Raw genomic sequence first — 14619 nt, 5'->3', positions numbered from 1 at the left:
ATGCACATCTGTTTTTTAACAAATGAATATCCAAAAGAAGGATTTCCTCATGGCGGGATAGGTAGTTTTGTAAAGACTCTGGCTGTAGCATTGGTCAAAAGAGGAATTCATGTTTCGGTAATCGGGATTAATTATACTTTAAATGACGAGATCGAAATTGTAGACGGTGTGCATGTCTATCGTTTAAAAAGAAGTACTTTAAAAATGATTTCCTGGTATTTTAATTTTAAAGCAATTAACAAAAAGATAAAAGAAATTCACCAAGGCAATCCGATCAATATAGTGGAGTCTTCTGAGTTAGGTCTTGCTTTTATCAGCAAAATAAAGACTATAAAATACATCATACGACTTCACGGAGGTCATCATTTTTTTGCGGAAAGTGAAAATAGAAAAATCAATAAATGGAAAGGATTTCAAGAGAACCGATCGTTTAAAAACAGCGATGCTTTTATTGCTGTTTCTCAATATGTAAAAACGCACACCGAAAAATATTTAAGTTATAACGGGAAAGCTGTTGCCTATATTAAAAACCCGATAAACACAACATTGTTTCAGCCAATGGTAAAAGAAGTTCCTGAATCGAAAATTGTCTTTGTAGGTACGGTTTGCGAGAAGAAGGGAATTCGTCAGTTAATACAAGCTTTTCCATTGGTGAAAAAAGAATACCCTGAGGCAACTTTAGAAATATACGGTAGAGATTGGTTTTTCCCTGACGATAGTTCTTATCTGCAGCTCTTGAAAGAAAAAGAGTTGCCGCAATTAGGAGAGCTTGTAAAAGACATTCATTTTCATGGTGCAATTCCATATACAAATATACCAGTAGTGTATTCAGAAGCTACAGTTTGTGTATTCCCGTCTCATATGGAAACACAGGGGCTAGTCGCACCGGAGGCGATGGCTATGGAAAAAGCCGTTGTTTTTACCAAATTAGGCCCCGGGCCGGAGACAATAGAAAATTATAAAACAGGCTTGTTATGTGACCCACATAACCCTGCAGATATAGCTCAGAAGATTATTTGGACTTTTGATAACAAGGAAAAATCAATTGTAATGGGGAAAAAGGCCAGAGAAGTTGTACTTGAAAAATATGGTTTAGAGAATATTGTTCTTCAGAATATTGATTTTTATAAGATGGGAATTTTAGGTAACGAATAAATGAAAACAATTTTAATAGCACATAATTATACCGAAAGTTCATTTTCTTTTATGAGTTATTATTTAGCTCGTGATTTAACACGTGCAGGCAATAGTGTTGTATTTATTTCGCACAACCCTTTTTTTAACAAACCCTTCAAAGAAAATATCGGAGAAGGAGAACTTTCCGTTTATTCCTGGCCAACAGCAAACAGACCTGTAAAATTTAAGGATGCGCTTTGGTTCGCTAAACTCTATTGGAGATACAGGCCAACTGTACTAATAAGCCATTTTGTAAATGTTAACATCACTACCATAGTATCTAAAATACTTTCACTGGGTAAGATTAAAACATTTCCCTATTATCATACATTGTCTACTCAGATTCAGCAAGATGTTTCGAGTTCCTCTTTGAAAAGGAATTTCAAAAAATACAGAAAGAAACTGCTTTATAAATGGTTTGCAGATCAGGTTATTTGTCCTTCGGACTTAGCTAAAGAAGATCTGGAATACTATTTTGGATGCACAAAAGGGATAAAAGTTGTGAATCCGATGAAAGACAGGTTTAATGGAAAAAGTAGTTTAAATTCAGACTCTATTGTAGTATCTTATTTAGGGCGGCTCGAACCATCAAAAGGAGTTATTGATTTAATTCATGCTTTTTTAGTTTATAAAGAGAAATTTAAGACATCAAAAATTATTTTGAATATTGCAGGCAGCGGTAGTCAGCACAAGCAAATTGAGGAATTAATAGGTAACGATGTCAAGATTAATTTTGTTGGGGCGTTAACTTATAATGAAATTGATAAATATCTCAATGAAAGTCATTATACTATTATACCTTCTAAATTTGATAATTTACCAACAGTGGGTTTAGAATCGATGATGAATCAGACTCCTTTGTTAATTTCAAATACCACAGGACTTTCTACAGAACTGGAAGAGGGGATAGATTGCTTTAAATTTAATCCTACTAGAGAAGAAATGGTTTTGCTTTTTGAAAGAGTAGAAAATAGTGCTGAAAATCAATATGAGATGGGGATTAAGGCAAGGAAAACATTTGTAGAAAAATTTGGTATTGAAACCTATAGCGCAATGATGAAAAAAATAATCGAAAGAAAGTAAGGGAAATCCAATTGCATTCGGAATACTACTTAAAAGAACCCTTTCTGTCACAGAAAAAAGCTCAGAATCTATGAATTTTACAATCATCACCCATGTTCTCCATAAAAAGGAAGAGACTCATTTGTGCGGTTATGGGCCGTATGTCTGGGAGATGAATATCTGGTTTAAATATGTAGATCAGGTCAGTATTGTCGCTCCTTTAGTTAAAGATAAAGTCGGCAACATTGATTTGGTTTATCAACACCCCGAGCTTAATTTTCAGGAAGTTCCTGCTTTGGCATTAACTACGCCTGTTGGTATTTTAAGGAGTCTTCTTTTTTTGCCCTTGGTATCGTGGAGGATTTATAAAGCAATGCAAACTGCAGATCACATTCATTTGCGTTGTCCGGGAAATATGGGTTTGTTGGGATGTCTGGTGCAGATTTTATTTCCGAATAAAACAAAAACAGCCAAATATGCAGGTAATTGGGATCCAAAAAGTAAACAACCGTGGGCGTATCGGATACAAAAATATATTTTAAGCAATACTTTTTTGACCAAAAATATGCAGGTTTTGGTTTACGGAGATTGGGAAAACCAATCTAAAAATATAAAGCCCTTTTTTACAGCGACCTATTCAGTATCTGAGAAGGAAAGCATAGAAAAACCAAGCCTTGATCCGGTAATAGAATTGATTTTCGTCGGAAGCTTAGTTAAAGGTAAAAATCCGATTTACGCAATACGACTGGCGGAGAAACTGATTAAAAAAGGTAAAAACGTCGTTTTGAATATCTATGGAGAAGGAGTTGAAAAAGAGATTTTACGGGACTATATTAAAGTAAATCAATTAGAAAACCATGTTTTATTGCACGGTAACCAAAACCAGGATATCATAAAAAAAGCATATAAAAAAAGTCATTTTGTAGTACTGCCATCTAAAAGTGAAGGCTGGCCTAAAGCAATAGCCGAAGGTATGTTTTGGGGATGCGTACCTGTTGCAACCAAAGTTTCGTGCGTTCCTTTTATGCTCGATTATGGAAACAGAGGGATCTTGTTGGATATGGATTTAGAGAAAGATGTAATTCAACTGGAAGAAATACTGGAGAATGAAAAAGCTTTTTTTTCCAAAAGCAAGCTGGCACTGGAATGGTCACAGAATTATACAACAACTGTTTTTGAAACGGAGATTAAAAAGATACTCACAGAATGAGAATTGTACAGCTTATAGACTCTTTAGAAACGGGTGGAGCAGAGAGAATGGCAGTAAATTATGCTAATGCTCTGGCTAAGAAAATTACTTTTTCGGGATTAATTGCAACCCGGAAAGAAGGGCTGCTTTTAAGTCAGATAGACGAAAAAGTGTCTTATTTATTTTTAAAGAGAAAAAAGAGTGTAGATTTTAAAGCTGTTTTTCAGCTGAGAAAGTATCTGAAGAATAATAAAATTGATATTATTCATGCGCATAGTTCTTCTTTTTTTATTGCTGTTTTAGCTAAAATAACGCTTCCGAGAGTAAAAATTATCTGGCACGATCATTATGGAATCTCACAGGATCTAACTTTAAGAAAGAGCTTAAGTCTTAAATTTGGCTCTGTTTTTTTTAAGGGTATTATTTCAGTGAATACCGCATTAGAAAAGTGGGCAGCATCGTATTTGTTCTGTCCTGATATTATATTTCTTCCTAATTTTATTGAGAAGTCAGTAATTTTAAATGAAAAAATATCCTTATTTGGATCCGAAGGAAAGAGAATTATTTGTGTTGCGAACTTGCGTCCCCAAAAGAATTATGAATTACTATTAAATGTAGCCCGTCTAATAAAAGATAAATTTCCGGACTGGAGTTTTCATCTGTTCGGCAAAGATTTTAAAGATTTATATGCGGACCGATTAAATAAAATGGTGGCCGAATTTAAACTTCAGGATACCGTCTTTTTTTACGGTGCTGTAAAAAATGTGGGCAGTGCTTTAGAACAATGTGATATTGCGGTCCTGCCTTCTTTTTCTGAAGGGCTTCCTTTAGCCGTTCTGGAATATGGATTGTACAAATTACCGGTTGTTGCAACAAATGTAGGCGAGATTTCCAAAGTGATTACTTCTGAAAAGGAAGGACAGATTATTGAATCTAATAATAGCGATCAATTTATTGAAGCCATTCAAATCTTGATAGAACAACCAAATTTAAGAACAGAAATGGGGTTGAATTTGAATAAAAGAATCCTGTCAGATTATAGTGAAGATGCAATAATAAAAGAATATATTTTTTGGTTGCAATCTTCAACTAATTTTGTGGTGAAAAATACCAATTAAAATACCAATGAAAAACCCGAAACTAATATACATATACCTTCTCGTCATTCATGCAGCAATTGCTGTGTTGGTTTTTATTTTGCCGTTTACCTCAAAGATATACGCTTTGTCGATCTGCGCTTTTGGACTTATTTACATAGTGAAAAATAAAAACAAAAATAATGAAGTTCTGATAATGTCGGCATATGTTATTACAGTTGAGGTGTTTTTAAGGATGACAAACGGTGCTATTTTAAATGAATTTGGTAAATATGCTGTTATACTCTTTATGTTTATTGGGATCATCTATTCCGGTTTTTCGAACCGGGCATTTATCTACTGGATCTTTTTTATTTTACTTATTCCAAGTGTGATTTTATCTGTTTTTTCCTTAAATATGGATACAGACATCAGGAAAGCAATTGTTTTTAATATTTCAGGACCAGTTTGTTTAGGGATTTCGTCTATTTACTGTTTTCAGAGAAGAATAACTTTCGACAGATTAAAGGTGGTGATAACGGCCTTGGCTCTGCCCCTGGTTTCTATTGCTGCTTATCTTTTTATGTATTCTCCAAGTGTGAAGGATGTTGTAAGAGGAACAGATTCTAATTTTGCAACTTCAGGTGGATTTGGCCCCAATCAGGTATCAACTATTTTAGGCTTAGGAATTTTTGTGTTTTTCGTACAACTATTATTGAACTCTAAAAGTAAGTTGCTCATAGCGGTTAACGGTTTTCTAGTCCTCGTTTTTGCTTTTAGGGGAATTGTTACTTTTTCAAGAGGAGGGGTAATGACCGGTATTGTAATGATTGTTTTGCTTCTAATTGTCTTGTACAAACAAGGAAATGCAAAGTCTAAGGCGAAAGTTGGTTTAGTAATCATCCTTACGTTTCTGGCAGGAGTAGGGGTCTGGGGATACTCGTCAATGCAAACCAGTGGATTGATTAATAAAAGATATGCAAATCAGGATGCAGCAGGAAGAGAGAAAAAGAGTAAATTATCGGGTAGAGAAGTTCTTATCGCTTCCGAATTTCAAATGTTTCTTGATAATCCGATTCTGGGAGTAGGGGTAGGAAAGAATAAAGAAATCAGAGAAGAAGAAACAGGTATTGAAGCGGCTTCTCATAACGAGATAACCAGGATGATGGCTGAACACGGGACTTTAGGCATAATAGATTTGCTGATTTTATTGTTTACTCCGTTATTGTTTTTTGTAAATAACCGCCAAAATGTATTTGTCCTTTCATTTTGGGCTTTTTGGCTATTAACAATTAATCACGCGGCTATGCGATTGGCAGCCCCGGCCTTTATATATGCTTTAGCGCTGCTTTCTGTTCAAATTAACATTCCTGAAAAACCTGAACATTCACTGGATTAAATCCTTTTTTTTATAATACATTTGTTGCGAGTTAATTACCCCAAATTAAACTATAGAATAAATGTTTTTAAATAATAAAATTCATTTCGAAATATCGGAACGGAAAGTACTACTTCATATTTTAGATGCTATTTCGGTCTTAAGCGCACTTTTTTTGTTGAGTGTTACTTTTGATTTTAAGTATTTTGAGTTTTCAAGCGCAAATTATTACTGGGAAATTGTATTGATTTTTTACATCTACATGTTCGGCTCTATCTTCGAAATGTATAATTTACAGGTCGCAAGCAACCAGCTTCAGATTCTTAAGAGTACTATATTTACTACCAGTACAACCGTAATTGTGTATTTGCTGACCCCGATTTTATCGCCGGAATTACCCAAACACAGAATCGCAATTGTGGTATTTTATTTTGCTATTCTCTTTTCATTATTAGCCTGGAGATACCTGTATGTTTATTTTTTGGCTTCTCACAGATTTGTACAGAACGTAGTTTTAATATGCAATCAGAATCAGGTCGAAGAATTGGTTTTAGGGCTTGAAAATGTTGATCCTCATTATAAAATTGTGGGTTTCGTAAACTCAGATTCGGTAGTTCAGGAGGATTTGGGTTTTCATTACGTGAAAAAAATCAAAAGAGAAGATCTGGAAGATTTTGTTTCTAAACACAATATCTCAGAGATTGTCATAGCCTCTCAGAATACGGATGGAATAACGACTGAGTTGTACCAGAAGCTACTCCATTTATTAGAAGGCGGAAACATAATTCGGGAGTATACACAAGTTTACGAAAGCAAAACGCAGCGTATTCCGGTGCATTATATTTCAAGAGATTTTTATCGGTTTTTCCCTTTTAGCCGAAGTAATAATAATAAGTTGTATTTGTTTCAGGTTCGTTTTTTTGAATTCTTTTTTTCATTCGTGGGTCTGATAATCTGTTGTGTTTTTATTCCTTTCATTTTTATCGGAAATTTGATTGGGAATAAAGGGAGTTTGTTCTATACGCAGGAAAGAGTAGGTAAAAATGGCGTTGTTTTTAAAATATACAAATTTAGAACAATGGTCGAAAACTCAGAATCTGATGGAGTGGCTTTTGCAACTTCAGGGGATAGACGTGTTACTCCGTTTGGAAAATTTATGCGCAAATCCAGAATTGACGAATTACCACAGTTTTTCAATGTTATTATAGGAGATATGGCTGTTATTGGACCAAGACCCGAACGTCCGTTTTTTGTAGATGAAATTGCCCAAAGAATGCCTTTTTATGAAACAAGGCACGTTATAAAACCCGGCCTTACCGGTTGGGCACAAGTCAATTATTCTTATGGTGAATCGATAGAAGAAAGTCTGATAAAATTGCAATATGACTTGTATTACATCAAACACAGAAGCGTTTTTCTGGATTTGAGTATTACGTTTAAAACCATTACTACAATTGTGTTTTATCGCGGACAGTAATTTAGATGATAATAGGAATTCGTTTTTTGTTTCGGATTGCTACTCGTACTAAAACAAAGCCACTCGTTATTATCATTGGCAAAACAATAAAGAAATGTGCTTTATTGATCAGGAAGATGGTATAAACGATTAGAAAAAGCAGATGTAAAACTGTAAATCGATAAGTCCATTTTTTGTTTTTGATTATAGAAAGAAATAGTAGAATCAACAACAGCGGACTGAATAAAAGCACATTATAATTCATCGATAATTCCAGATGAAAAGAATAAAATCCGACAGAAACAAAAAAGATTCCCATTAACGACAAAATTAAAAGATAGATTTTGTCTACTATTTTGTTGTGTGCTAAAATTACAAAGGCAAGTACAATAAGGTAAGTGTAAATGTTGTTCCACCAAGATGTTGGTGTTTCTTTTTCAAAACTCAAAAGTGTTTTACTTGCACTGGCCAAAGGACGATTTTGAAAAGTAGTTTTTTCTAAACTGTTTTTCAATTCAAACGGTAAAAAGATGCGGGTTCCCAATTGGTCCACTTTGGTTCCGAAAATAATGCTCGTTCCTAACTTTTCATAAAAATGCCCGTCAAAATAAGGATACAGTATAGATCTGTATGTGATATCAGTGTCGCCTTTTTTGGTAATCGTGTTTTTTCCTAAAGTGTTATTGATTACATCTACAACCATCGAAGTGCAGTTTTTATCAATAAATTTATAAGTATAAAAACGATCTTCAGAAAGCAGTGTTGTATTTAGTTTGTCAAAAAGTTTTTGTTTTAAATCCTGCGAAATAAGTAATTCCTGCTCGTAAACACTTCGTTTTTCATAGTTATAGTTGTCAATAAATTCAGCATAGGAGTGGGCAATAACAAAATACTGTAAATCTCCTTTTGTGAATTTTGCAACAAAATTAGGAGTGCTGAAATCAAAAGCACCATAATTATAAACAACATCAATATTGGTCAAAGGATCGGAAACGCGAATGGCGGTGTGTCCAAAATAAGAATACGTTTCGTTGCCAAGACCGCAAGTAATAACGCTTACTTTAGCTTCTTTTGATAAGGGTACATTTTGGCTAAAACCAATAGTAGAACTTAATAATAATAAAGTAAAAAACGTTATTTTAAAAATGACTTTCTTCATGATTTAAAATTTTAAGAAGTTTAAAGGTTTGTAATTATTATCTAAAGATACCTAAATCTACTTTTATCGAAAAAATATTAGAGTACAAAGCAGTACTTTGGTTACCCAAATCGGTCAAAGCATAATCTACCTGAATACCTTTATATTTAAATCCTAATCCTATATTCGGTTGAAAACTTAGTTTTTCGGTGTTGTCCAGTTGTGTTACATTCTGAAAATTTCCGGCTCCTGCTCTTAAGAAAACCAAGTCTGTATAGCCGAATTCAAAACCGACTGCCGGATCGATGCTTACAATTTTGGAGGAAATAATATCATGTGTTTGCTCAAAACGCATATTAAGATTGGTAGCAATTAAAAGGCTGTAGTCGTAATGAAAATCTATTTTTCTGGACACGCCCAATTGTGCTTTTGGCAACGTGATTTCGGTACTTTCGGGCAAGGTATTATTCTCTCCCGGAATTGCGTCTGAGATTTTTTTATATTCTTCCTCGTCAATATTCCAGACATTATAAGTAGTAGTGATGTCTCGCAGCATTAAACCAAATTTCCAGTCGTTTCTTTCAAACTGAAGTCCAAAATCGAAACCAAATCCCCACGAGTTCGCAAATTTTCCAATAATACGACGAATCACTTTTGCATTTACCCCATATTGAAATCCTTCTATAGGCAATTTTCGGGCGTATGAAAAGGTAAAACCATAATCTGCTGTTGAGAATAAGCGTATTCGGTTGTAATCAATATTTCCCTGATTGTCGATTAGTTCGGTCGTGTCCATAATATCATCAACACCAAAACGAATCATCGAAATTCCCCAGGAACTTCTGTCATCAATCGGACTCGCATAACCAATATAATCGTATTGCGCAATGTTGGCAAAATAATTGGCGTGCATTAAGGATATTTGGTGATCTTCAAGATGAGTCAAACCGGCAGGATTCCAGTAAACGGAGTTCACATCATTTGTAGAGGATACAACAGCGCTTGACATCCCAAGTGCAGCAGCGTCAACGCCGATATTCATAAACTCATTCGAGTATTTTCGAATCGTTTGTGAATAATGCATAGTAGAGCTCCAAAATAGTAAAAGCGCGAAAAGTTTCTTCAACGGATATTTTTTTTGTAAACCGGGGTCTGTTTTAAATTTTATCAAAAATATAATATTTTAATCATCTAATTTGTTGATTTTGATAAATATTACAAAACTCAAAATTTTAGACAAAAAACTCCTTAAAAAACGTGTTTTGGATGCAGTTATTGTACTAAATTTGTTGCTCACTATTATCAAAATTTAGTACAGATGAATATTAAAAAACACATTCCTAATTTAATTACATTAATCAATCTTTTCTGCGGTTGCGTAGCAGTTGTTTATGTTTCAGAAGCCAACTATCTAATGGCTTTTTACATGGTTTGTTTAGGAATATTTTTTGATTTTTTCGATGGCTTTTTTGCCAGATTATTTAAAGTTTCCAGTCCGCTTGGCTTGCAATTAGACTCTTTGGCCGATATGGTGACGAGTGGAGTTGTGCCGGGTTACGTTATGTTTACTCTGTTTACTAATAGTGCACACGATTTAGGGACAAATGCCTTTATTCCGTTTTTAGGATTTATAGTGACATTAGGTTCTTGTTACAGATTGGCTAATTTTAATATAGATACACGTCAGACAGATTCTTTCATTGGTTTGCCAACACCCGCTAATGCTTTGTTTATTTTGAGTTTGCCTTTGGTATTGAAATTTTCAGATTCTTTGATAGTACTGGAAATTTTGACTAATCAATGGGTTTTGTTAGTGATCGCTTTATGTAGTGCTTATATTATGAATGCCGAAATACCATTGTTTTCTTTAAAAGTAAAGAAAATGAGCTTAAAAGAGAACGCGCTTCAAATCGTGTTTTTGTCAATTTGTCTTGTACTGTTATTTTTACTTCAGTATAGTGCGATTCCGGTAATTATACTTTTTTATGTACTACTATCAGTGGTAAACAATACTTTTTTGAAAAAGTAGTTAGTTTTTATTGAATGAAAAGAAAACCGGCCAAAAGGACAAATAACAATCGAAAATCAAATTCAGGTTCTTCGATCGGTAGATTATTTCGTTACCTGACTATTTTTGCTTTTATTGGACTTTTTCTGACGGCGGCCTATCATTATCGCAGAGGATTGGCTTACTATTTGGGGTTTAAATCACATAAGGTTTCAGAAAAAGAAACCGAGGACAAACGACTTTCGGATGTCCGGAACTTTCAGGTTCTGGCCAAACGGGAAGGAAAATCAGTTGGTGTGGACGTATCTGAATACCAGGGAAAAATAAGCTGGTCTTACGTAGATACTTTAGAACAAAAATACCCGATAGATTTTGTGTTTATCAGAGCAACTGTCGGCCGAGACAGAAAAGATTTCCAGTTCAAACGAAATTGGATCGGAGCCAAAGAAAACAAAATGATCCGAGGAGCCTATCATTACTATCGTCCCAATGAAAATTCAATAGAACAAGCAAATCTCTTTATTAAAACCGTAAAATTAGAGAAAGGCGACTTGCCTCCGGTTTTAGACATCGAAAAACTTCCTAAAAACCAATCTCTGGACAGTCTGAAAAAAGGCTTGAGGCGTTGGTTGCTCAAAGTAGAAGAACATTATAAAGTTCGTCCGATTATTTATAGTGGCGAAAGGTATTATGCTGATTTTTTGAAAGAAGAATTCAGCGAGTATTTGTTTTGGATTGCCAATTATAATTTCTACCGTGAAAGAATAGAGGAAGACTGGCTCTTCTGGCAATTTACAGAGAAAGCAACTGTACCGGGCATAAAAACCACAGTTGACGTTAATATCTATAATGGAGACTTACAACAATTGCAGTTTATTACAGTGGATTAGTTTTTAGTCTCGGTTTACAGTCTCAGTATTCAGTATTCAGTCTCAGTATTCAGTGACTGCGACTGAATACTAAATTAAAACTCCAGCTTCTTCTTACGTAACTCGAAGTTTTGTCCGAGATAAACACGGCGAACCATTTCATCTTCTACCAGTTCTTCGGGTATTCCGGCTTTTAGGATTCCTCCTTCAAACATTAAGTACGTTTTATCGGTGATGGCCAAGGTTTCTTGTACGTTGTGATCGGTGATTAGGATTCCGATATTTTTATTTTTTAATTGCGCTACGATTCTTTGAATATCTTCAACGGCAACCGGGTCAACACCTGCAAAGGGTTCATCCAGCAGAATAAACTTAGGATCTGTTGCCAGTGCGCGCGCGATTTCTGTACGACGACGTTCCCCTCCCGAAAGTAAGTCCCCTCGGTTGGTACGAATGTGTTCCAGACTAAATTCTTCAATTAAACTTTCCATTTTTGCAATTTGCTCTTCTTTAGAAAGTTTAGTCAATTGTAAAACACTTAGAATGTTATCCTCAATACTTAATTTTCTAAAAACTGAGGCTTCCTGTGCCAAATAACCAATTCCCTGCTGTGCACGCTTGTACATCGGATAATCGGTAATGTTCAGGTCGTCCAGATAAATATTGCCCTGATTTGGTTTTACCAACCCGACAATCATGTAAAAAGAGGTTGTTTTTCCGGCACCATTTGGTCCCAGAAGTCCAACAATTTCCCCTTGATTAACTTCAACGGAAATTCCTTTAACAACACTTCGGCCTTTGTAAGTTTTGATTAAATTATCGGCTCTTAGCTTCATTTTTTTTAATTAGATAATGTGAAAATTAGATCGCGAGGTAATTCTAAAAACTAGCTCAATCTATTTTAAAAATTTGATTTGAAAGGACAAAATAAAAACAAAATAATCAATCAGATAAATCAATTAACAAATTATTGCATTTTTGAAATTATCGAAAGTATATGCTAAAAGTACATAATTAGACCATTTATAAAATTATCTCATGATCTAATTAGCATATTTTCTAATTATCGTTTTCTATTTGCCGCTCTCTTCAAGTGCTTCCCAGAATTCATAAGCTCTTCTTAAATGAGGGATTACAATTGTTCCTCCAACTAACGTTGCGATTCCCATTGCTTCCATCATTTCTTCTTTTGTAATTCCTTCTTTATAGCTGGTTTCTAAGTGGTATTTTACACAATCATCACAACGTAAAACAGCTGACGCAACTAATCCTAATAACTCTTTCGTTTTTACATCAAGAGCTCCCGGAGCGTATGCGTTGGTATCAAGGTTAAAAATTCTTTTTACAATTTTGTTGTTATCTGCAAGCAGTTTCTCGTTCATTTTAGAACGGTAGTCGTTAAATTCTTGAATAATATCAGACATTTTCTTTCATTTTATTTCGATAAACAATTCGGGATATAAGGATACTTACTTCATAAATAAGTAACATTGGTATGGCAACAATTGTCTGGCTAACCACATCCGGCGGAGTTACAATTGCGGCAACAATCAAAATGATAATTACAGCATATTTCCAATATTTTCTTAAAAAATCAGGGGTAACTAAACCTAATTTCGTTAGGAAATAAATTAAGATCGGTAATTCAAAAAACAATCCACTCGCAAGTATACTTGTTTTAACCATTCCCATATAAGAATCTAAGGTAAATTGATTTTTTACGACATCACTCACCGAGAATGTAGCCACGAAATTGACTGACATTGGGATAACCACATAATAGCCAAACAATACGCCTAAAAAGAAAAGTAAGGAAGAGGTGAAAATAAAAACTTTAGCATTTTTTCTTTCTTTCTCGTACAATGCCGGACTGATAAATTTCCAAAGTTCCCATAAGATGTAAGGGAAACTTAGTACAAAACCAGCCAGAAGACACATCCATACAAAGATGTTTACCTGGCCTTCCATTTCGGTGTTCTGAATAATGAAATTCAATTCCGTAATACAGATGCTTTCAGCAAAACCCAATTGATGTGATAATTGACAAAAGTATTGGTAGGTAAAAAAGGTTGGTCGGGTAGGCCCTAAAAGAACACTGTCGAATAAATAGTCACTCACAAAGTAAGTCACAATCCCCATTACAACTACTGCTATAGTACTTCTTACTAATAACCATCTTAATTCTTCAAGATGATCTAAAAACGACATTTCGTTAAGATTTTTCTTTGCCATTATACGATTCCTTCTTTTAAAATATCATGTAAATGTAAAACACCTTTATAAGTTCCATTATCTGAAACAATCAATTGCGTTATCGAAAAATCTTCTAAAATATTTAAAGCATCTACTGCCATCGTATCGGAGGATACTAACTTTGGGTTTTTAGTCATAATATCTTTAGCGGTTAATTCGGCAAATGTATCGCGGTCGTTCAGCATTCTTCTGATATCTCCGTCCGTAATAATCCCGATTATTTTATCGTTTTCTATTACTGCCGTTACTCCTAATCTCTTTTCAGATATTTCAAATATAACCTTTTTAACTGAGGTATCAGGTGTGACCATTGGTTTTAGTGAATGCTCAATCATATCTTTTACGCGAAGTAATAGTTTTTTTCCTAGAGCACCACCTGGATGGTATACTGCAAAATCTTCGGGTTTAAAGTCGCGCATTTCCATTAGGCAAACCGCAAGAGCATCTCCCATGACAAGTTGTGCCGTGGTGCTGTTTGTTGGTGCCAAATTGATAGGGCAAGCTTCCATGTCAACCGTAGTATTCAAAACATAATCAGAACCTTTTGCTAAAAAAGAGGTTATGTTTCCCGTAATTCCGATTAAAATGTTTCCGAAACGTTTTAATAACGGAACTAAAACTTTTATTTCAGGACTATTCCCACTTTTCGAAATGCAAATAATAATGTCTTCTTTTTGAATCATTCCTAAGTCGCCGTGAATCGCTTCTGAGGCGTGTAAGAACATTGATGGCGTACCTGTGGAGTTAAAAGTGGCCACCATTTTTTGAGCAATGATCGCGCTTTTTCCGATGCCTGTAACGATTAGTCGGCCTTTAGTTTCGTATATGCGTTGGGTTGCTTCGTAGAAATTTTCGTCGAGAAAATCAATTAGCTTTGTAATTGCTTCACTTTCAGATAGTATGGTTTTTTTTGCTATTGCTAATATATTTTCTTTTGTGATCAAAACAGAATATTTAAAATTTGTATGTGTAAAAGAAAGTTGTATCTTTATGTGTTGCAAATTTATACAAAAT

General features: G+C 34.6%; 14 protein-coding genes. 8 read left to right on the top strand and 6 right to left on the bottom strand.

Going from position 1 to position 14619, the window contains the following annotated elements; genetic code table 11:
• From AB674_RS04390 to AB674_RS04365, 6 genes are all read left to right on the top strand, one after another.
• Complete coding sequence (locus AB674_RS04390) at positions 1-1155, top strand: glycosyltransferase family 4 protein (RefSeq protein WP_047774204.1); 1155 nt, start codon at positions 1-3, stop codon at positions 1153-1155.
• The gene (locus tag AB674_RS04385; RefSeq protein ID WP_047774203.1) at positions 1156-2259 is read left to right on the top strand and encodes a glycosyltransferase family 4 protein; all 1104 of its coding nucleotides are present in this window, start codon (positions 1156-1158) and stop codon (positions 2257-2259) included.
• Between the two features lie 70 nt (positions 2260-2329).
• Positions 2330-3448: a glycosyltransferase family 4 protein gene (locus AB674_RS04380; RefSeq protein ID WP_047774201.1), complete on the top strand. Its 1119-nt coding sequence runs from the start codon at positions 2330-2332 to the stop codon at positions 3446-3448.
• A complete protein-coding gene (locus AB674_RS04375; RefSeq protein WP_047774200.1) occupies positions 3445-4545 on the top strand; it encodes a glycosyltransferase in 1101 nt (366 codons plus the stop codon). Before AB674_RS04380 ends, AB674_RS04375 begins: the two co-directional genes overlap by 4 nt.
• A 7-nt stretch (positions 4546-4552) precedes the next feature.
• On the top strand, positions 4553-5902 hold the full coding sequence (locus tag AB674_RS04370) for an O-antigen ligase family protein (RefSeq protein ID WP_047774198.1): 1350 nt from the start codon (positions 4553-4555) through the stop codon (positions 5900-5902).
• Positions 5903-5963: 61 nt separating this feature from the next.
• The gene (locus AB674_RS04365; RefSeq protein WP_047774197.1) at positions 5964-7358 is read left to right on the top strand and encodes an exopolysaccharide biosynthesis polyprenyl glycosylphosphotransferase; all 1395 of its coding nucleotides are present in this window, start codon (positions 5964-5966) and stop codon (positions 7356-7358) included.
• A 1-nt stretch (position 7359) separates the two neighbouring features.
• On the opposite strand, the gene AB674_RS04360 is transcribed toward AB674_RS04365, so the two are convergent.
• Positions 7360-8496 carry a DUF4105 domain-containing protein gene (locus AB674_RS04360; RefSeq protein ID WP_047774195.1) on the bottom strand — a complete coding sequence of 379 codons (1137 nt, stop codon included), beginning with the start codon at positions 8494-8496 and terminating at the stop codon, positions 7360-7362.
• 37 nt (positions 8497-8533) lie between these two features.
• The gene (locus AB674_RS04355) at positions 8534-9517 is read right to left on the bottom strand and encodes a PorV/PorQ family protein (protein ID WP_047774468.1); all 984 of its coding nucleotides are present in this window, start codon (positions 9515-9517) and stop codon (positions 8534-8536) included.
• A gap of 276 nt (positions 9518-9793) precedes the next feature.
• Here AB674_RS04355 and AB674_RS04350 point away from each other — a divergent pair, with 276 nt between their 5' ends.
• A complete protein-coding gene (locus tag AB674_RS04350; RefSeq protein WP_047774194.1) occupies positions 9794-10504 on the top strand; it encodes a CDP-alcohol phosphatidyltransferase family protein in 711 nt (236 codons plus the stop codon).
• A gap of 14 nt (positions 10505-10518) precedes the next feature.
• Positions 10519-11373 (top strand): glycoside hydrolase family 25 protein, encoded by an 855-nt coding sequence (locus AB674_RS04345; RefSeq protein ID WP_047774192.1) that lies wholly within the window; start codon positions 10519-10521, stop codon positions 11371-11373.
• 74 nt (positions 11374-11447) lie between these two features.
• On the opposite strand, the gene lptB is transcribed toward AB674_RS04345, so the two are convergent.
• The 4 genes from lptB to AB674_RS04325 all read right to left on the bottom strand — a co-directional run bounded on the left by lptB (position 11448) and on the right by AB674_RS04325 (position 14549).
• Positions 11448-12188, bottom strand: a complete 741-nt coding sequence (lptB, locus tag AB674_RS04340; protein WP_026982881.1) for an LPS export ABC transporter ATP-binding protein — start codon at positions 12186-12188, stop codon at positions 11448-11450.
• Positions 12189-12425: 237 nt separating this feature from the next.
• On the bottom strand, positions 12426-12776 hold the full coding sequence (locus AB674_RS04335) for a carboxymuconolactone decarboxylase family protein (RefSeq protein ID WP_047774189.1): 351 nt from the start codon (positions 12774-12776) through the stop codon (positions 12426-12428).
• Positions 12769-13584: a twin-arginine translocase subunit TatC gene (gene tatC, locus AB674_RS04330; RefSeq protein ID WP_047774187.1), complete on the bottom strand. Its 816-nt coding sequence runs from the start codon at positions 13582-13584 to the stop codon at positions 12769-12771. Before tatC ends, AB674_RS04335 begins: the two co-directional genes overlap by 8 nt.
• Complete coding sequence (locus AB674_RS04325; RefSeq protein WP_047774466.1) at positions 13584-14549, bottom strand: SIS domain-containing protein; 966 nt, start codon at positions 14547-14549, stop codon at positions 13584-13586. Before AB674_RS04325 ends, tatC begins: the two co-directional genes overlap by 1 nt.
• Positions 14550-14619 lie beyond the last annotated feature (70 nt).

It is taken from the genome of Flavobacterium sp. ABG, assembly GCF_001027725.1.
Taxonomy (GTDB): domain Bacteria; phylum Bacteroidota; class Bacteroidia; order Flavobacteriales; family Flavobacteriaceae; genus Flavobacterium; species Flavobacterium cupriresistens.
Note: the sequence above shows the minus strand (reverse complement) of the source record. Positions and strands in the feature narration are given on the sequence as shown.